The sequence below is a fragment of the Adhaeribacter aerolatus genome (assembly GCF_007991635.1).
GTDB classification, from domain to species: domain Bacteria; phylum Bacteroidota; class Bacteroidia; order Cytophagales; family Hymenobacteraceae; genus Adhaeribacter; species Adhaeribacter aerolatus.
In genome coordinates this window covers 93,385-113,085 of sequence record NZ_BJYS01000020.1, presented here as the reverse complement: position 1 = coordinate 113,085, position 19,701 = coordinate 93,385, and the positions used below count along the sequence as shown (strand labels likewise).

Genomic DNA, 19,701 nt, shown 5'->3' with positions numbered 1-19,701 from the left:
GACAACCCCTCCATTCGACCCGGTAAAATATAAAAATACTACCCGCGACCAATGGCAGGTGGCCGCAGCAGCCTGGTACCGCTGGAGCCCTACGTTAAACTAATGGTTGGGTAAAGCCACCGGCAAAATGTTAGCAATGGCCAATATTGCGGAGGGGCAGCGGGTGCTCGATGTAGCAGCCGCTGCCAGGGAGCAATCTGAAGTAATATTCAGGTAAATTCTCTTCGCTTATATTTCCTCCTATTTTAATCAGGCGTTCTTATGTAGGTTTTACTTTTCTGTACCCCAAACAACCGCTTCCATGCCAGATACCAGAACAAGTTTACCGCACCAATCCAATAACTTATTTTTAACCGATGGCGGGCTGGAAACTACTTTGGTTTTTCTGCAAGGTTTTGAGCTGCCTTATTTTGCGGCTTGCCATTTATTAAACGACGAAGCTGGCTACCGAGCCATGCAGGATTATTACCGGCGGTATTTAAATATTGCCCAGCAGCAGAACACCGGATTTATACTGGAAAGCCCGACGTGGCGCGCCAACCCCGATTGGCTTAAACTAATGAATTTACCCGAATCGGCTTTAATGGATATTAATACCAAAGCCGTTCAATTATTAACCGACCTGAAAGCAGAATTTGCCGGTAGAATAAATAATTTGCTTATCAGCGGCTGCATAGGACCACGGGGCGATGGCTACAAACCCGGAAAACTGATGTCCGCCGAAGAAGCCCAGCACTACCACTCGGCCCAAATAGAAGTCTTCAGCCAATTACCGGTAGACCTGATTTCGGCCATGACCATAAATTATGCTGCAGAAGCGATTGGCATTGTGCGGGCGGCCAATACGGTAAACCTACCGGTAGCTATTTCTTTTACCCTGGAAACCGACGGAAAACTGCCAACGGGCATGACCTTACAAGAAGCAATTACTTTGGTAGATAGCAGGGTAGCCGAACGGCCTGTTTATTACATGATTAATTGTGCCCACCCTTCGCATTTTATACCGGAACTGCAGAAGAGTGCCGGGGAACCCTGGCTTAACCGGATTAAAGGGATACGGGCCAATGCCTCCTGTAAAAGCCACGCCGAACTGGACGAAGCAACCGAACTGGATAGCGGTAACCCCGAAGAACTAGCGCGGGAAAACAAGCGATTAAAGGACTTGTTGCCGGCCTTAACAGTTTTTGGCGGCTGTTGCGGTACCGATGAACGGCATGTACAGGCCATTGCCGAACAGGTAGCAACAGCAGCAAATTGTTGAAAAACAAGATTCCTTATTTGGTATTTCACGCATAACCCAACTATTATGGAAACCTTACAAATATCAACCGACACCATTCTGGACCATCATTTAAAGGCTTTTAGAAACAATGATTTAGCGGAATTAATGAAAGATTATTCCGCAGAATCGGAAGTATGGACACCTGATGGTGCCGTAGTTGGCTTGGAAGCCATAGCTGCTTTCTATACGTATATTTTTTCTCTTCTACCCAAAGAACAGTTTAACCTGGATATAAAGCAACGAATTGTAAAAGAGCATAAAGCCTACTTGGTTTGGTCTACTGAAAGTCCATTTATTAATATTCCGGTTGGGACAGATAGTTTCCAAATCAGCGGCGATAAAATTATATGGCAAAGTTTGGCTGCTCATATCATTCCAAAATAATCCACTATAACCCACTATAACCAATACAGCTTATCTGCTACTGTTGGTGATTTCGGTTACCGCCCCCATGTAAGCCACTGGAATAGTTGCCGTATTATTTGGTTACTGCTGTCCTTTTACCACCTTAAATAAATTTATTATAAATCTTTAACTTCCTTAGCCATGAAAGTATTAAAATGCCGCGAGGTCGGTTTCGATTGCAATGCCGTTATCCGGGCCGAAAATGAAAATGAAATATTACAGCAGGCTGCTCAACATGCCCGTAACGTACACGGCGTAGAGGTAACACCAGAAATGGCCCAGCAAGTGAAAACACTTATCCGGGAAGAGAAGGGATGATCTGAAGGTTATTTGATTAAAGGTTTGCTGTTTTAAACCCGCCGGATAAGGCTGGTGATTACTGCCGGTTTTGGCCGCTATAATAAGCTTAAATAATATTCACTGACAATAGCCGCCGGCGGCCGGTAAAAGAGGCAGTGCTTACTTAACATGCAATAGCAGAAAATGGGGCTTGTTGCTTTTTGGTAAAGATTAAGCTATTGGCAGTGATGGTGTTTTAAGCGTGTAAGGCTGAACAGAATAGTAATAGGAATAACCTTTTAGCCTGTTATTGGTTTATGATAGAACTAATAATTCTACGAACATGGACAGCATTAATCAGCAGCAACCCGAGAAAAACCACGAAGACTTGCAAGGGCAATCGGCCGGTCAGAAAATAAAAGCGTTGGCCGAAAAGGCTGATACCTGCTTTTTCTGTACCAGAATAACCACCGGATTGCCCCTGAAAGTGCGACCCATGGCCGTACGGGAAGTAGATGAGCAGGGTAATTTTTGGTTTTTAAGTGCCGCCGACAGCCACAAAAATGCCGATATCGCCACCGACCGGCTGGTACATCTTTTATTTCAGGGCTCTACCCACAGCGATTTTCTCAGCGTAGCCGGTATTGCTACCATTAGCAAAGACCCGGAAAAAATAAAAGCGCTCTGGAACCCGATCTTAAAAACCTGGTTTACCGAAGGCATCGATGATCCGCGCATAACCGTCATTCAGGTAGCCACCAAAGAAGGCTATTACTGGGACAACAAGCACGGCAATGCCATTGCGTTTGTCAAAACCCTGGCCGGAGCTGCAACCGGCATTACCCTCGACGACTCCATTGAAGGTAAACTGCGGGTATAAACGCGGGTTAAATAGTACCATTAATATGCCCAAAACTAGTTGCAGTACTAAGAGCAGGGTGAGTCTAAAATATTAACAATTCTAAACAGTTATTGGCTGCGAAATCAGGAAGGAACTGCAAGCAAGTATATATTAGTTTGAGTATTAATAATGTTCAGGTCATAAATATAAGGCGGCAAGAAGAACCAATTTCGCTTAAAACCGGCTACAGTTTATTTTTTAGTAACTTACACCGGAAGCATTTTAATGTAGAATGAGAAATTACCTCCTGGTTTTTTTACTGCTTTGTACTTTTCGGGTTTACAGCCAAACCACCACCGGGCTGACCGGCAAAAGGGATACTTCTTACACCAGTTACTCCGATTACCAGAAAACCAGGAAACAGCACCCCGACATTAAATTAGTCCGGGAATTTAAACGGCCCGATGTCCGGGAAAAGCGTAACCTGGTATATTGCCAACGCAGCGACCGGAAATTAATGCTGGATGCTTTCTATCCGCAGCCCAAAAACAACCAAAAAACACCGGCTGTATTAATTATTCATGGCGGCGGCTGGCGCAGCGGCGACCGGTCGCAGCATTACCCGCTGGCGCAACGGTTGGCCGCGCTGGGTTACGCTTGCTTTACTGCCGAATACCGCCTTTCTACCGAAGCCCTTTACCCGGCTGCCGTTTACGACCTGAAAGCGGCTCTGCGCTGGCTGCGCGCCAACGCCAAAATATTTAATATTGATACTACCAAAATAGCGGCCTTGGGCTTTTCGGCAGGCGGCGAACTGGCGGCCTTTATGGGCACTACCAACAACAACCCCAAGTACGAAGGCGAAAACTGTTCTCTTAAGTATTCGAGCCAGGTACAAGCCATTGTGGATATGGATGGTACCCTTTCTTTTGTGCACCCGGAATCCGGCGAAGGCGACGACAGCCGCTCCACCTCGGCCGCAACGCATTGGTTTGGTTACCCGAAAAAAGATAATCCGGCACTGTGGGCCGAAGCCTCGCCGCTGGCGCACGTGGGCAAAAATACCCCGCCTACACTGTTCCTGAACAGCTCGGTAGCCAGAATGCACGCCGGCCGCGACGATTTTCGGAAAGAATTAGCTAAATATAATATTTATTCGGAAGTGCATGATTTCCCGAATGCACCGCATTCCTTCTGCCTGTACGAACCTTGGTTTGAGCCAACCGTTAATTATATCGCTTCTTTTTTAGAAAAAGTATTCCGGTAATAAAACCTGGTATTCATTTAATTGTTTGGTAGGTAAGCGGCTTAAAACTAATTACCAATTGATTACCGGGACCGATAACCCGGATCGTTACGTGGTTTTTACTTAACTTCATGCCCCGGAAACAGACAGCAGCTTTATACTATTTCCAGTTCTTTTATTTTTTTGCAGATTTATCCGGATTTACCGAAGCTCTTAAATTTTAGACCAGATGACGCCTTACGAAGAAATATTCCAAAACAACCGCCAGTGGATTGAACAAAAAACAGGGACGGATAAAGACTTTTTCGCCCGGTTAGCCAAAGAGCAAAACCCCGATTATTTATACATTGGTTGCAGCGATAGCCGGGTAACGGCCGAAGAAATAATGGGCGTAGGGCCGGGCGAAGTGTTTGTGCACCGCAACGTAGCTAACCTGGTAAATAATGTAGACCTGAACGTAATGGCTGTTATTAACTACGCCATCCGGTACCTGAAAGTAAAACATATAATTGTGTGCGGGCATTATAACTGCGGCGGGGTAAAGGCGGCTATGATTCCGGAAGATATGGGCCTGCTGAACCCCTGGCTGCGGAATATCCGGGATGTGTATCGTCTGCATAAAGCCGAACTGAACGCCATCACCGACGAACCCAAGCGCTATGACCGCCTGGTAGAGCTGAATGTGCAGGAACAATGCGTAAATATTATTAAAACGGCCGCGCTGCAGCTAAGTTATTTAAAAGAAGGCTTCCCCGAAGTACACGGCTGGGTTTTTGATATTCATACCGGCCGGATTATAGACCTGCACATTGATTTCGATCATATCCTGGCCGACATAAAAGCTATCTACGACCTAACCAACCAATAATAATTTAAAGCTGATCAAGCGGGGCTGGAGCAGGTGCCGGTAAGTTATTTTTACCGGTTTGTAACAGGATTGCCACTATTAAAGTAAGCAATATTCAGTTTTACGCCAATATTTTAATGCCGCAGGATAAAAATGCAGTTGTGCCGGAAAATGCTTTAAACCTATTTCGAGGTGGGGGTGAAATGGGAGCTTTAATGGCTGCTTATAACTGGGAGAATCATCCGCTGGGCCACCCCGATACCTGGCCGCAAAGCTTACAGCAAAATATCCGGCTAATGCTTAATTCCGGATTTCCCATGTTTATCTGGTGGTCCCAGGATTTATATATGTTTCATAACGATGCTTATTTGCCGGCTCTGGGCAATAAGCATCCGGCAGCTTTGGGCGCGCGGGCGCGGGTTATGTGGTCCGAAATCTGGGATGATTTAGGGGTAGTAGTAGATAATATTATGCAGGGCGGCGCGCCGTTTTTTGCCGATGCTTTGCTGCTCTTGCTCGAACGTAAGGGCTTTGCCGAAGAAACGTACTGGACTTTTTCTTACAGCCCGGCTTTCAACGACCAGGGCGAGGTGAATGGTATATTTTGCGCCTGTCAGGAGGTTACCAATACCGTGCTGAGCCAGCGGCGCCTGAAGTCTCTAAAAGATGTTTCTGAGCGGATGACGCAAATTCAGACCTTGGAACAAGCCAGTCAGCTTACCTGCGATATTCTTTACCAGAATAAAGAAGATATTCCGTTTTGTATGACTTACCTGCTGGACGACACGGGCACCGCTACTACCCTGATTGGCCATACCGGTAATATACCCAATAAAGCCCTATTGCCCACGATAGACTTAACAGAAAACAACTCGGAGTGGGGGTTTGCCGCGGTAATGGCTTCTCAGCAAATGATACTGTGCGACTGCTCGGGCCTTGACCTGGAGAGTAGTCAGGAAAAAGGATCGCCGGATACAGTAAAGCAAGCGGCAGTGCTGCCCATCATGCGGCCCGGGCAAAATCAGATAATTGGGTTTTTTATAGCCGGTATTAGTCCGCGGTTGGTTTACAATGCCGATTACAGTGGGTACCATACTTTGCTGGCCGCCCAGATTGCTACATCTATTACCAGTGTGCAGGCCCGGGAAGAGCTGGCCCGGCAACAACTATATTTGCAGGAAATTTTTCAGCAGGCACCCGTTGGTATTACTATTTTAAGAAGTCCTCATCACATCATAGACCTGGCTAACCCGGGAGTATGCGAAATATGGGGCCGAAAACCGGAAGAAGTGCTGGGCAAGCCGGTAATAGAAGCTTTGCCCGAAGTAGCCGACCAAGGTATTATTCAGTTGCTGGATAACGTAGTAAATACCGGCGAGTCTTTTATTGCCAACGAATTACCGTTGCAACTGGAGCGTAACGGCCAACTAGAAGAGGTTTTTCTTAACTTTATTTATCAACCGTTGCGCGATTCATTGGGCTTTATCCGGGGCGTTATTGCCATTGCCATTGACATTAGCGAGCAGGTAAAATTCAGACGGTCGGTAGAAGCCCTGAACGAAGAGTTGCTGGCTACTAATGCCGATTTAGATAATTTTGTTTACGCCGCCTCGCACGACCTGAAAACCCCTATTCTGAATATTGATGGTCTGATTCAAGCCCTGGTAGAAGACTTGCCTCCGGAAGTTCTAAAAGTAGAGGACATTAGCCGGGTAATTAGCTTAATTAAAGCTTCGGTAAGCCGGTTTAAGAACACCGTAACCGATTTATCGGAAGTAGCCAAAACCCAACGGCAAGCCGGCGAAGATGTAAGCCCGATTAATGTAGCAGAGGTGTTAGAAGAAGTGCGCCTGGATTTTGAAGCCCAGATTACGGAATCGGGCGCGCAGATTGAAACGGATTTGTCAACGGCGGCGGTCATTCAATTCTCGGCCAAAAATATCCGTAGTATTATCTACAATTTGTTGAGCAACGCTTTAAAGTACCGTTCGCCGGACCGGCAGCCCTATATCCGAATTACCACCGAAAATACCCCGGAACACGTACTGCTAACCGTGCAGGATAACGGTTTGGGAATCGATATGACTCAGGAAAGTAAAATATTCTCGATGTTTACCCGCCTGCACGACCATGTAGAGGGCTCCGGTATTGGGTTGTACATTGTAAAAAGGATTGTAGAAAATGCCGGTGGTTTAATTCAGGTAGAAAGTGAAGTAGGTACCGGTTCCACTTTCCGGATATTTTTTAAGCGTTAATTTCTAAACGGCTAAGAGCAAATTTTTAACCGAAGCAACCTCCTAATTCTTTATTATACCAAATCTCATGAACGCTCTTTCTTCCCTAACAGAACAATGGTTATACCGGTTGTACAACATGAATCATCCCGAACTTTAAAAAGCTGCAATTGGGAGCTGGAGGGGGCATTTTTGTTGTAAAAAGGTGCTTCTTTGCTCTATTTTCTTAGGCTTTATAAGCCTACTGTGTGGGAAATAACGATTCAGATGATTCATTTACTGGGAAGAATAAGCCCAATAGCCTCCATTTAGAAGACCTTACGGGTAAGTGTTAGCATGAGAAAAGCGCTCTGGAAGTAACTCAGGGCGCTTTTCTGTTTTTTCTTCCCTTTACAAAAATTCGGGATGATTCAGGTTTAATCTATCGCAGCTGGTTTATACGATTTGGTGTTAAACGCCAGATGCAACCCTTCTGAATTTCCGCGCGGAAAAACTTCACCTTGTTATCGGTTGCCGTTTTTTTCAAGCCACCCATACGGTAAGCCAGGTAGCCCGGGTTTATTCAGAATCAGCGAAATTAACTTCTGATTTGAACCATAATAAACATCTTATCAAATCACAAAGTCCTGCTATTGTTTGGTAACGTTACCGGTAACGTTATCGATAAAAATATTCTTATTTCTTATTGTTATTTACTTAGTTTTCAGTTAAGTTAGTAGGTAATACTTGGAAATATTCTAATTCAGAAGATATCATTCACCAATGTTTTATGGAATCACTCAAGGTTAAGTTTTAGACTGGCTGTCTGCACCTAAACCGACTTGTTTCGAACGAGTACCGCAATCATAATAAATATCCACCACAAATAATTTTAATCAACCTGTATGAAAAATTCTACCCGAACAAGGCCAGGCAAGGTTTATATCTTGCTATTGGCATGTTGTTTTTCCGGAGGAGCCTTTGCCGGCTCAGTCGGTAAAAGCAATTTAATTACTGTTAAAACTTCTGCTACCAAGCATCTCCTCAGTAAGCCGGTTAACTGGCCGATTACTGGTAAAGTGAGTTCAGCCAAAGGCGAGGCCTTGCCAGGCGTTACGGTTTTACTAAAAGGCACTACTATTGGCGCTACCACCGGAGTGGATGGCACTTACGCCATTAGTGTACCCGAGCAGGGCGGCACGCTGGTATTTTCCTTTATTGGTTTTGCCACCACCGAGAAAACCTTCTCTGGCCCCGGGGCAGTTAATATAACCATGTCCGAAGATGCCAAAGCCCTGCAGGAAGTGGTGGTAGTAGGTTACGGTACCCAGAAAAAAGCGGATTTAACCGGGGCAGTAGCTACCGTGTCGGCCGAAAAATTCAAGAACAAGGCGGCCGTATCTTACGGCGAGGCTTTGGTGGGGCAAATGGCCGGGGTGCAGGTGCAGCAAACCAGCGGTGCGCCGGGCGGCGAAGGCTTAAGCATCCGGGTACGGGGTACGGGCTCTATTACCGCGGGTATGTCGCCGCTGTATGTAATCGACGGTTACCCCATGGAAAGCAGCGCCTTTTCCCTGATTAACCCCTCGGATATTGAAAGCATTCAGGTATTAAAAGATGCCTCTTCTACGGCTATTTACGGTTCGCGGGGCTCTAACGGGGTAGTAATTATTACCACCAAGAAAGGCCAGAAAGGTGCGCCTACCATTGCTTTCAATACCTATTTTGGCATGCAGCAGGCAGCTAAAAAAATCGACATGATGAACCGGGAGGAATATCTCCAGTTCTTCAAAGACGGCCACAACCAGGCTTGGCTCGACCGTGCGCCGATGGCCGGCGACCCTGCCCATACCATCAACGATCCCAACTCGATGCGGCAGAAATATTCTAACTCCAGCTTCTATGTTATTCCGGAAAGTTTTAACGACCCCAATAACTTTGTAGACACCGACTGGCAGGATGTAATGTTGCGCAACGCCATGATGCAGCGGCACGAATTATCGATTATGGGCGGTAGCGAAAACACCCGCTATTCGGTTTCGGGCGGTTACACCGACCAGGACGGTATTGAGATTCACAGCGATTACAAACGCTATAACTTAAGAACCAGCGTAACTTCTAATATTGGCAAAAAGCTGGAAATAGGGTTAAATATTGCCGGCTACTTCTCTGAGAGCAATAACCTGGACAACGGTAAAGACAGCCCACTTTCTTATGCCATTTACCTGCCGCCGATTTACCCGGTGCGGAATGCCGATGGCACCTACGGCTCGCAGGTGCGTAACCCCGAAATCTGGGCCGGCGACGTAGCTAACCCGCTGGGCATCGCCGAAAATGTGACCAACTTCACCAACAAGAACGGCATTATTGCTTCTACTTACGCGCAGTACCAAATTATAGAAGGACTGAACTATAAAATCAGCCTGAACGGTACGCTGGATAACCGCCGTTTAAAATATTACCGGCCTTCTTTTGTGGATACCGACGGCTCCCGCGCGCCCAAAACGGCTGATGCCCGTAACGAAACCTGGCTCGACCGTGACTGGCTAATTGAGCAAACCCTGACGTACAACAAGAACTTCGGCGAGAAACACAGTTTTAATGCCTTGGTTGGTTACACCACCCAAAAAGTTTACGGCGAGTACGCCCGCGTAAATGCGCAAAATTTCCCGAACGATGTGGTGCGCACCATCAACGCCGGGCAGATTGTAGGCGGTAGCAATACCGAGTACCAGAATTCCATGATTTCTTACCTCGGACGGATTAATTATGCTTACGACAGCAAATATTTATTAACGGCTAATTTCCGGACGGATGGTTCTTCTAGGTTTGGCGCCAATAACAAATGGGGTACTTTTCCTTCCGTGTCGGTAGGCTGGCGCGTTAACAGCGAAAGCTTCCTGAGCGACGTTAGCCAAATCAGCGACCTGAAACTGCGGGCCAGCTGGGGTTTGGTAGGTAACAACCGCATTGGTAATTACGATGCCATTGCCCGTACCGGCACCGGTTATTATGTTTTAAATAATGCGCTCGTTAATACGGTTAACCCGATTAATTACCCGAACCCCGATTTAGGTTGGGAAAAAACCCGGCAGTGGAACTTAGGCTTTGACTTTGGCCTCCTGAACGACCGCATCCGATTAGAAGCCGATTTTTATAACAGTACTTCGGTAGATTTATTACTGAATGTGCCGGTGCCAACGCTTACCGGTTATGCTTCGCAGCTGCAAAATATTGGTCAGGTGGAGAACAAGGGCATGGAATATTTGCTGCGTACCCGCAACTTAACCGGCGACTTTAAATGGTCTACCGATTTCAATATTTCCTTCAACCGCAACAAAGTATTGGCTTTAGGTCCGGATGCACGGCCCATCTACGCCGGTGCCGCTAACGCTGCCAATACTTTCATAACCACCATTGGCCAACCGGTAGCTACCTTTTACGGCTACAAATATGATGGCGTATTTAAAAACCAGGCTGAGTTAGATGCCGCACCGCATTTGCCCAACGATCGCCCGGGTGACCCCAGATATATAGATGTAAACGGAGACGGCTCCATTACGGCTGCCGATAAAACCTTCCTCGGCAATAATCAGCCTAAATTTATCTATGGCTTTAACAACGATTTTTCCTTTAAGAACTTCGATTTTAATGTACAGTTAACCGGTTCGCAGGGCGCTAAAATATTCAGCTTCTTTAACCGGATGGTGGGCATTTACCACGGCGACCGTAACGGCCGGGATAAATTAAACGACCGCTGGCGTTCCGAAACCGAAGTGGGCAGTGGCGATATTTTGCGGGCCAACCGCGACCCCAAAGGTTTACAAAAAGAGCCTTCGAGCTACTGGGTGGAGAATGGTTCTTACCTGCGTATCCGCAACGTTACCTTGGGTTATAACTTCGATAATGCTTTGCTGCAGCGCATCCGCATGAAAGGTTTACGCCTGTACGTAACCGGCCAGAACCTGTACACCTTCACCAAATATCCCGGCTACGATCCCGAAACCAGCAGCGAAGGCTCCGGCTTATCGCGGGGCGGCGATTACCTGGGATACCCGGCTGCCCGCTCCTTCATCGCGGGTCTTAATGTAAGTTTTTAATTTTTTAGCATCAGGTTTAAGAAAATGAAGAAAATATATTTATTAGGTTTAATAAGTCTTTTTACTTTTTCTTGTAAAGAAGATTTTATTGATCTGCAGCCCATTTCGGATATGAATGCGGGCATTTTTTACAAGACCGAAAAAGACATGAACCAGGCGGTTTTGTCGCCTTACGCCTCCTTACGTTCGCTGTACAACCAGAATTTTATCTATGTCAGCGAGATTCGGTCCGATAATACCACTTTTTCGTGGGTGCCCGGCAACTCCAAAGACATGACCTCCATCGATAATTTCGGTGACCCGCTGCTGTCGGATAATACCTTCATCACCAACGTCTGGAACGATAGCTACAATACCATTCTGCGGAGCAATATTGTGCTGGATAAGATAGATGCTGTTACGTTTACCGATAATAAACTGAAGGAGCAATACAAAGCCGAAGCCAGGTTTATCCGGGCACTGGTATATTTCTGGCTGGTGCGGGTGTACGGCGATGTGCCCAAAGTAGACCACCAACTGAGTGTGCAGGAAGCTTATACCATTGGGCGGTCCTCAACCGAAGAAATCTATAATTTTATTGTAGAAGACCTGAAGTTTGCCGAAGCCAATTTGCCGACCAGTTATGCCGCCGTAGATAAAGGCCGCGTTACCGTGGGTGGAGCCAAAGGTTTACTGGCCAAAGTTTACATGACCATGGCTGGTTACCCGCTTAAAAAAGGTGCACCCTATTACGCCCTGGCCGAAGCAAAAGCTTTGGAAGTAATTAACATGCCGCAATATTCGCTGGTACCCGATTATAAAGCCTTGTTTGATGTTACAAAGAAAAACAGTTCCGAATCGCTGTTCGAAATTCAATACAAAAAAGGTGGCACCAGTACCGGCAGCCCCTGGAACAACGATTTTGCCCCGCGTTTTTCGAACAAAGAAGTAGTGCAGGTAGGTGATAAGAGCGGCTTTAATGCCCCAACGCCCGATATGTCGAAGGCTTACGAGCCCGGTGACCCGCGTAAATCGATCTCGATGAGCGATGGTTACGTGGCAGTACCCGGCGGCCAAACCGTAAACGAGAAATATGTGAAAAAATATTACGACGTATCTTTTAGTGGTTCGGATAACGACAATAACTGGATAGAACTGCGTTTGGCCGATATTTACTTAATATACGCCGAGGCTTTGGTACGTCAGGGTAAACAACAAGCCGTAGCACTTACTTACCTGAACAAAATCCGGCAGCGGGCCCGCAACAGCACCGGCGGCAGTGCCAATATTTTGCCGGATTATGCCCCCTTTAGTTCTGATGCGGAATTTTTACTGGCCATTGAAAAAGAGCGCCGCGTAGAACTGGCCTTCGAGAACCACCGCTGGTTTGATTTAGTCCGGACCGAAAGGGCCAAAGCCGTGATGACGGCCGAGCAAAAAGAACAGAATGGTTTTAACCCGACGGCCTGGAAAGACAACATGCTGTTGTTCCCGATTCCTTTGCAGGTAATTCAGTCTAACCCCGAAAAAATAAATCAGAATCCTGGTTATTAATCAGCAGGGTGGCCTTCCGGTCACGGCTAAAATATCCGCAGGAAGGCCACCAGCTTTTTTAGTTACAAAACAACATATATGAACAATAGAAAAATAATTTTTAACCAGCCCGGTTCGGGATATTCTTTAGGGGTATTATTGCTGCTTTTAGCGGTAATGTTGAGCAGTTCCGTTACCGCATTTGGCCAGAAAACCAGCGCGGCAAAAGGAGCCAGTGGAACCAACAACTTAACGGCAAAAGAAAAAAGTGACGGCTGGAAATTACTCTTCGATGGCAAATCGACCGAAGCCTGGACGGGTACCAAGGGCAACGGTTTCCCGGCGCAAGGCTGGCAAGTAGAAAACGGTATTTTGACGGTGTTAGGCGCTACCGGCGATAGCCATGCCAGCGGCGGCGATATTATCACGAAAGAACAATACGGCAATTTTGAATTAGCCCTGGAATTCAAAATCCCGAAGGGCGCCAACAGCGGCATTAAATATTTTGTGGTTAATAATTTTCCGAACCAGAAAGGTAATTACCTGGGCCTGGAGTACCAGATAATAGACGACGCCAACCACGCCGATGCCAAATTAGGCGTGAACGGCAATCGTACTTTAGCGTCGTTATACGACTTAATTCCGGCTAAAAACAAAAAAGCGAACCCCGTGGGCCAATGGAACCAGGTTAAGATTGTGGTTAAGGGTAACCACGTGGAACACTGGTTAAACGGCAGCAAAGTTTTGGCGTTTGAGCGGAGTAGCGACGAATTCCGCAAATTGGTAGCCGCCAGTAAATACAAAGATTTGCAAGGCTTCGGCGAAATGCCTAAAGGCCATATTTTATTGCAGGGCCACGGCGATACCGTACATTACCGCAATATCAAAATCCGGAACCTGGAGAATATTTAGCACCAGGTACAAAAATATTCCACCATCAAAAAATTAGAGCATCCGAAATTTAATTAACAGTAGCATGAATAACGAACAGAATAATTCTCGCCGGGAGTTTATGAAAAAAGCCGGTTTAGGAACGGTTGGCTTAGCCCTGAGTAGCACCTTTGGCTTTAGTGCCAAGAGTTATAACCGCATTATTGGCGCCAATGAATTGGTGCGCATTGCCACTATTGGGGTGAATAGCCGGGGCAATAGTATGGGGCGCACCATTGCGCAGCAGAAAAATGCGGAGGTTGCCACCGTATGCGATGTGGATGAAAGAGCCATTCCCAAGGCCATTAAAAGCATTATGGATGCGAAGGCGAAGAGCACCCCTAAATCTGAAAAAGATTGCCGCAAAGTATTGGCCGATAAATCTATTGATGCTATTTATATTGCTACGCCCGATCACTGGCATTCGCCTTTAACTATTATGGGTTGCCAGGCTGGCAAACACGTGTACGTGGAGAAACCACTGAGCCACAACCCCCGGGAAGGTGAATTGGCCATTGCTGCTGCCCGCAAGTATAATAAGGTGGTGCAGATGGGAGCCCAGCGCCGCTCAGCCCCTATCCTGACGCAAGGAATTAAGAAATTGCACGAAGGTATTATTGGCCGGGTGTATATGGCTAAAACCTGGTACACCAATAATCGCAAAGCTACTAATCTGAAGCCGGGCACAGTACCTTCCTGGCTGGATTATGAGTTATGGCAAGGACCCGCCCCCCGAAGAGCTTATAAAGAAGGGTTAATTCATTACGACTGGCATTGGTTTTGGCATTATGGTACCGGCGAAGCGCTCAACAATGGAACGCATGAGGTAGACGTGGCCCGCTGGGGCTTAGGGGTAGATTATCCCATTCGGGTGAGCTCCGTGGGAGGGCGCTACCAGTTCCAGGATGATTGGGAGACGCCTGACACGCAAGTAGTGATAATGGATTATCCGGGTCGCATATCGCTGATGTGGGAAAGCCGCAGTTCCAACGGCAGGAAGATAGAAGGCCAGGACCGGGGCATTATTTTTTATGGCGATAAAGGCAGCCTGGATACCGGTCATGACGGTTACCGGATTTACGATCAGGAAGGAAAACTTTTACAGGATGTTAAAGCGAATGAAACAGCCAGTCTGGAAGGCCGTAATACCGCCAGCCCGAGCCTGGGCATGGACAGCCTGCACGTAGCCGATTTCCTCGATGCCATTAAAAATAACCGGCGGCCGAACTGCGATGTGGAACTGGGCCATAAGAGTACCGTGGCCATGCAGCTCGGGAATATCTCCTGGCGGGTAGGTCGCGACTTGAAAATCGATCCTAAGAATGGCCACATCATCGGCGATAAAGAAGCCGAGAAATTATGGAGCCGGGAGTATGAAAAAGGCTGGGAGCCCAAGATTGCTTAATTTCTGATATTGTAAGGCTTGTCCCGTTTTAGTTTGCCAAACTGGTAAGCTAATTTGGGGCAAGCCAATATTTATACCTGCATATTTCAAAAACTCTAAATATTTAGTGATGATAACCCGGAGAGATATTGGCATAGCTTTATTTACCATGAGCGCTACTTTAGCAACCGTGGCGGTTACGTATTCGCAGGGCAATGTCATGCAATCCTCTATCTTCGACTGGCAACAAATAGAAGCAAAAGAAACACCCACTGGTTTTTCGCGGCGGTTTTTCCGGGGAGCAACCGCTACCCTGGATGAGCTCGAATGCCATGTAACCACCCTCAAACCTGGCGAGGCATCTCATCCACCACATAAACATCCGGAAGAAGAAATATTGATTATAAAAGAAGGAATGGTGGAATCGCTGGTTAATGGACAAATGAAACGGGTAGGGCCGGGCTCGGTTATTTTTCAAGCCTCCAATCAAATGCACAATATTAAAAATGTAGGCAATGTGCCGGCTACCTATCATGTTTTTAGCTGGCATTCGCCGGGGATGTTAAAAAATAAAGCCAAGAATTAAATAGTCTAATTATCTAAAGTTTGCTTAATTACCATTTTGCTAAACTAAGAAGCTGGTTAGCATTTTAATATTTAGCTAGTCAGTAGCCCTTACCGTAGAGGCACCGGCAAGTAGCCGGGTAAAAGCTTTAAAATTGGCGGTGATAACACCACCAATGGCGACCATTATTTGGTTTTAGTTTTAAATACCAAACAGCTTCTAAATATTACGAGTCTTCGCTCAAGTCGGAGTTGTTTTTATAATCTTCAAAATAATTATGTCTAAAATTTATCACCTACTAAGTTTTGTTACCCTGCTGTTTTTGGGCCTGGATAATAGTTTCGCCCAATCGGGCAAACCCCTGTTTCCGCAAAAGCCTGGTTTGGTATCGTATACCCACCGTCAGAGTTTTGCCAAAGATGTGGCAGCTACCCTGGATACCATTAAGGCACTTGGCATTACCGATATGGAGTTTTCCAACTTGTTTGGCAAAACACCGGAAGAGATGCGGAAATTACTGGACGAGCGCAATATTAAATGTTCTTCTTTTGGCGTGGGCTACGAAGAACTGGTGAATAAAACCGAGGAAGTAGCCCGTAAAGCCAAAGTATTGGGTGCCTCTTTCGTACGGGTTGCCTGGATTCCGCACAAAGCACCTTTTAAACTCGAAGATGCCCAGAAAGCCGTAGCCGATTTTAATAAGGCCGGCAAAATATTGAAAGAACAACACGGCTTAACCTTTTGCTACCATAACCACGGCTATGAATTTCAGCCTTACCAAAAAGGTACTTTCTTCGATTACATTGTGCAGAATACCGACCCCAAATACGTATCGTTTGAACTGGATATATTGTGGGCCTTTCATCCGGGCCAGAACCCGGCCAAATTGCTGAATAAATACCCCAAGCGCTTTAAATTAATGCACCTGAAAGATTTACGCAAAGGCGTGAAAGGCGACTTTACGGGCCAGACTTCTACCGAAAATGATGTGGCCTTGGGTACCGGCCAGCTAAATATTCCGGCAATATTAAAAGCCGCTAAAAAAGCCGGTGTGCAGCATTATTATATTGAGGATGAGAGTAAAGCAAAAAGTGTGCAGGTGCCCCAGACCATGGCTTACCTGAAATCGCTGAAAGAATAAATTTTTGCCGGATAGCTTACTCTTTGCCAGAGAAGTTATCCGGCTGATTTCTTTTGTGCGCTCATCTGGATTATTTCTTTTTAATTTTCGAAGCGGCTCTTCTGGTTAAAATGATAAAAAAACGGTGCTGGTTGTTTTTTGGAATTTTTGCCTTGTGGCTGGGGTCTAGTATGGGAGCATGGGTTTGGGCACAACCTACCCCAAGGCCGGCTATTCTGGGGATTAGCCATGTTGCCTTTCAGGTAAAAGATTTATCTAAGGCCATTAACTTCTACCACGGCTTGCTGGGCTACAAACCTACCCGGATGCGCCAAAAAAATACTGCTCCGGAGCAGGTTACTTTTAAAGTAAACGGCCGTCAGCACCTTAAAATATTTTCGGGTTTGCCAGATGGGCAGGATGAACGAATGCTGGAAATTGCACTGGAGGTAACCAATGCCGAGGCAATGCGGCAATATCTGCTTAGTAAAGGATTGAAAGTTCCCCCTAAATTAGATCAGGAGCCGACTGGTATCTTATCGTTTACAGTAGAAGACCCGGAAAAGCATCTGATAAAATTTATTCAATTAAAGCAAAAAAATACTTCTAAAAGCTTCCGGGAAGAGCAGTTATCAGATGCTGTTTCGGATAGAATTTTGCACGTGGGCATAACCGTAGCGGATGTAAAAAAGATGGATGCTTTTTACCTGAATTTACTGGACTTCTCGGAAATTTGGCGCGGGGGCCGGCCCGATACCGTTATTAATTGGATTAACATGCGGGTGCCGGATGGTACTGATTATTTTGAATATATGTTGGTTTCGGGCCCGGTAAGCCGGCAGCAATTAGGCGTTTTGCACCATGTAGCGCTACAGGTACCCAGTATGCAAAAAGCGTTGGATGTACTTCGCACCCGTTTAAATGACCCTCAACCGTATAAATTAGAATCTCCCCGGATTGGCCGCAATAACCGTTGGCAACTTAACTTATACGACCCGGACGGAACCCGGATTGAACTGATGGAGCCTTTTCCTATGCGCTGAGTACAGGCAGGTTCACACTGGTTTTATCTAATAATGTAACTCTTTTCTTCTGTCCGCAAGAATTTTAATAAGTTACCTTCTATAGTACTCTATAAAGGTTTATTCGTGGGTAGCCTGCCCGTCACAGAGCCATTTGGCAAGCGTTTTAATATAGGTAAAGTCTGTTACCTATGTCTGGTATTTTTAGATAAAAGCGGAAGAGCACTGTTCCTATTACGGCAGTACGCCATTTTAATTATTGGTTTATCATCTGTAAAGAATAATTTCGGAAATGCTCGTAAGCTCAAAAAGTAAAGAGCCCGCCAATTACTTTTAAATAATTAGCGGGCTCTTACCAAAATAAAGTGGCAAGAAATGCCTTAACTTACAGGCAAAAAATACTGACCAGGGTTAAAGCTTAATATTTAAACTTGAGGCCGGTAGTGTTTACCGTTTATCCCACCAAACTTTAGAAGTATACGAATCGCCGTTAGGCATTCTGGCAACGGCGGCTTTGTAGTTTTCTTCGTTCAGCAGGGCTTCCTGCGATGAATAAATGGTTCGGCGCGGAATGGTGCCATTGGTGGAGCCGGCATTAGGGCCTGGTTGCAGTTTGGGGTAACCCATGCGGCGCCATTCAATATAGGCTTCGTAAGACCGGCCAAATAACTGTATCCATTTCTGAGTTCCTATTCTTTCCAGCTTTTGTTCTTTGGTTAAGCCGGTAAAGGAAAGCTGACTGGCAAAATTGGTGGGCACGGTAGTAATATTATACGGTTCCTGCGCCAGGGCTGCTCTTACACCCGCCTGGTAAAAACCTTCGGCCTGTTCCGGCGTAGCGCCCCAGCCTTCCAGGGCGGCTTCGGCTTTATAAAACGACACATCCGAAAACGAATAAACGATACACGGAATGGCTGGGCTATAAGATCGGTTAAAGAATGTTTGCGTAGAAGCCGTTGAATAATCGTCCCGGACAATTGTTTTTAACAGTGCATCGGTAAGGGCTACGCCAATACCGCGGTATGCCGGGGTACCAGCCTTAACCGAATTAACCGTAGGCTGGGCAATGCGGGGCAAACGCGGATCGTTGGTGGTAACCAGCTGCGCCACAAAAGGTGCGGCCAAATATTTCAGGTCGGGGCTGCCGGCCAAAAAATGGTTTAAAATGGGGTGCACGTTGGCATTGGTGGCGTTGTTGTACGTCGGAATAGCGGCATTGTCGCTGTTGCTTTCGAGTAAAGGCTGCCCCATGGCCTCGGTTACAGTTTTTTGCGCCAAAGCCGGGTCGGCGTAACGAATACGCATACCCAACCTTAGTTTAAGCGAATTGGCGTATTTTTTCCACTTGTTTACATCGCCTTTGTAATAAAAATCGGCGTTGCCGTAGCTGGCATCGGTTGGGGTGAGTTGGGCCATGGCCGCATCAATATCCGCAATTAATGATTTGTAAATTGATTCCTGGGTATCGAAAGCCGGTTTGGTTTTTATATCGGCAATGCCCAAAGCTGATTCGGAATAAGGAACATCGCCGAACAAATCGGTAAGGCGTTGCCAAAGTGAAATTTCCACAATTCTGGCAATGGCCAGTTTGGTCCGGCCGGTTGGGCTATCTTCCTGGCCTTTCAATATCTCGTTCCGGATTTGGGCCAGGTTACGAATTAAAGTATAGTGGCTACTCCAGGCGGCGTTATCGCTTTGTTCGATGTAACGCGAACTGGATATTAAAACCCCGCCGCCCCAGTGCTGAATCCAGGAGCCGTATTGATTATTCGGGTATTCTACGCCTTCGGCAAAGGCCGCGTCTTTCTGTACTTTACTTAAAACCAAACCCGGATCGATGGTGGTTACAGAAGTGGGTGGGGTGTTTATTTTCTCAAAGTCTTTGGTACAGGCCTGCGTAAAAAGAACCACGCCGGTTAATAATATTGATTTAAATATATTTTTCATGGAGGTAA

15 protein-coding genes are annotated in these 19,701 nt (G+C 46.4%); 14 read left to right on the top strand and 1 reads right to left on the bottom strand.

The window, feature by feature from the left end; genetic code table 11:
* Positions 1 to 301 precede the first annotated feature (301 nt).
* The 14 genes from AAE02nite_RS14185 to AAE02nite_RS14120 all read left to right on the top strand — a co-directional run bounded on the left by AAE02nite_RS14185 (position 302) and on the right by AAE02nite_RS14120 (position 17,767).
* Entirely contained in the window at positions 302 to 1,261 is a 960-nt protein-coding gene (locus tag AAE02nite_RS14185; protein ID WP_146898506.1) for a homocysteine S-methyltransferase family protein, read from the top strand.
* A gap of 45 nt (positions 1,262 to 1,306) precedes the next feature.
* Positions 1,307 to 1,666 carry a nuclear transport factor 2 family protein gene (locus AAE02nite_RS14180; protein WP_146898503.1) on the top strand — a complete coding sequence of 120 codons (360 nt, stop codon included), beginning with the start codon at positions 1,307 to 1,309 and terminating at the stop codon, positions 1,664 to 1,666.
* A 162-nt stretch (positions 1,667 to 1,828) separates the two neighbouring features.
* Entirely contained in the window at positions 1,829 to 2,005 is a 177-nt protein-coding gene (locus AAE02nite_RS14175) for a DUF1059 domain-containing protein (RefSeq protein ID WP_146898501.1), read from the top strand.
* 304 nt (positions 2,006 to 2,309) lie between these two features.
* Positions 2,310 to 2,846, top strand: a complete 537-nt coding sequence (locus AAE02nite_RS14170; protein ID WP_146898498.1) for a pyridoxamine 5'-phosphate oxidase family protein — start codon at positions 2,310 to 2,312, stop codon at positions 2,844 to 2,846.
* 253 nt (positions 2,847 to 3,099) lie between these two features.
* Positions 3,100 to 4,074, top strand: a complete 975-nt coding sequence (locus AAE02nite_RS14165) for an alpha/beta hydrolase (RefSeq protein ID WP_146898496.1) — start codon at positions 3,100 to 3,102, stop codon at positions 4,072 to 4,074.
* A gap of 208 nt (positions 4,075 to 4,282) precedes the next feature.
* Complete coding sequence (locus AAE02nite_RS14160; RefSeq protein ID WP_146898494.1) at positions 4,283 to 4,921, top strand: carbonic anhydrase; 639 nt, start codon at positions 4,283 to 4,285, stop codon at positions 4,919 to 4,921.
* Positions 4,922 to 5,037: 116 nt separating this feature from the next.
* Complete coding sequence (locus tag AAE02nite_RS14155; RefSeq protein ID WP_246151036.1) at positions 5,038 to 7,155, top strand: sensor histidine kinase; 2,118 nt, start codon at positions 5,038 to 5,040, stop codon at positions 7,153 to 7,155.
* Positions 7,156 to 8,192: 1,037 nt separating this feature from the next.
* Positions 8,193 to 11,213: a SusC/RagA family TonB-linked outer membrane protein gene (locus tag AAE02nite_RS14150; RefSeq protein ID WP_246151035.1), complete on the top strand. Its 3,021-nt coding sequence runs from the start codon at positions 8,193 to 8,195 to the stop codon at positions 11,211 to 11,213.
* Positions 11,214 to 11,237: 24 nt separating this feature from the next.
* Positions 11,238 to 12,746 (top strand): RagB/SusD family nutrient uptake outer membrane protein, encoded by a 1,509-nt coding sequence (locus AAE02nite_RS14145; protein WP_146898489.1) that lies wholly within the window; start codon positions 11,238 to 11,240, stop codon positions 12,744 to 12,746.
* A 78-nt stretch (positions 12,747 to 12,824) separates the two neighbouring features.
* Positions 12,825 to 13,637, top strand: a complete 813-nt coding sequence (locus AAE02nite_RS14140; protein WP_170252606.1) for a 3-keto-disaccharide hydrolase — start codon at positions 12,825 to 12,827, stop codon at positions 13,635 to 13,637.
* A gap of 64 nt (positions 13,638 to 13,701) precedes the next feature.
* Positions 13,702 to 15,060 carry a Gfo/Idh/MocA family protein gene (locus AAE02nite_RS14135; protein ID WP_146898487.1) on the top strand — a complete coding sequence of 453 codons (1,359 nt, stop codon included), beginning with the start codon at positions 13,702 to 13,704 and terminating at the stop codon, positions 15,058 to 15,060.
* 109 nt (positions 15,061 to 15,169) lie between these two features.
* Complete coding sequence (locus AAE02nite_RS14130) at positions 15,170 to 15,625, top strand: cupin domain-containing protein (protein ID WP_146898485.1); 456 nt, start codon at positions 15,170 to 15,172, stop codon at positions 15,623 to 15,625.
* Positions 15,626 to 15,881: 256 nt separating this feature from the next.
* Positions 15,882 to 16,745: a sugar phosphate isomerase/epimerase family protein gene (locus tag AAE02nite_RS14125; RefSeq protein WP_146898482.1), complete on the top strand. Its 864-nt coding sequence runs from the start codon at positions 15,882 to 15,884 to the stop codon at positions 16,743 to 16,745.
* Positions 16,746 to 16,855: 110 nt separating this feature from the next.
* On the top strand, positions 16,856 to 17,767 hold the full coding sequence (locus AAE02nite_RS14120; protein ID WP_146898480.1) for a VOC family protein: 912 nt from the start codon (positions 16,856 to 16,858) through the stop codon (positions 17,765 to 17,767).
* Between the two features lie 426 nt (positions 17,768 to 18,193).
* Here AAE02nite_RS14120 and AAE02nite_RS14115 read toward each other — a convergent pair whose 3' ends face one another.
* Positions 18,194 to 19,693: a SusD/RagB family nutrient-binding outer membrane lipoprotein gene (locus AAE02nite_RS14115; protein ID WP_146898478.1), complete on the bottom strand. Its 1,500-nt coding sequence runs from the start codon at positions 19,691 to 19,693 to the stop codon at positions 18,194 to 18,196.
* Positions 19,694 to 19,701: the final 8 nt, after the last annotated feature.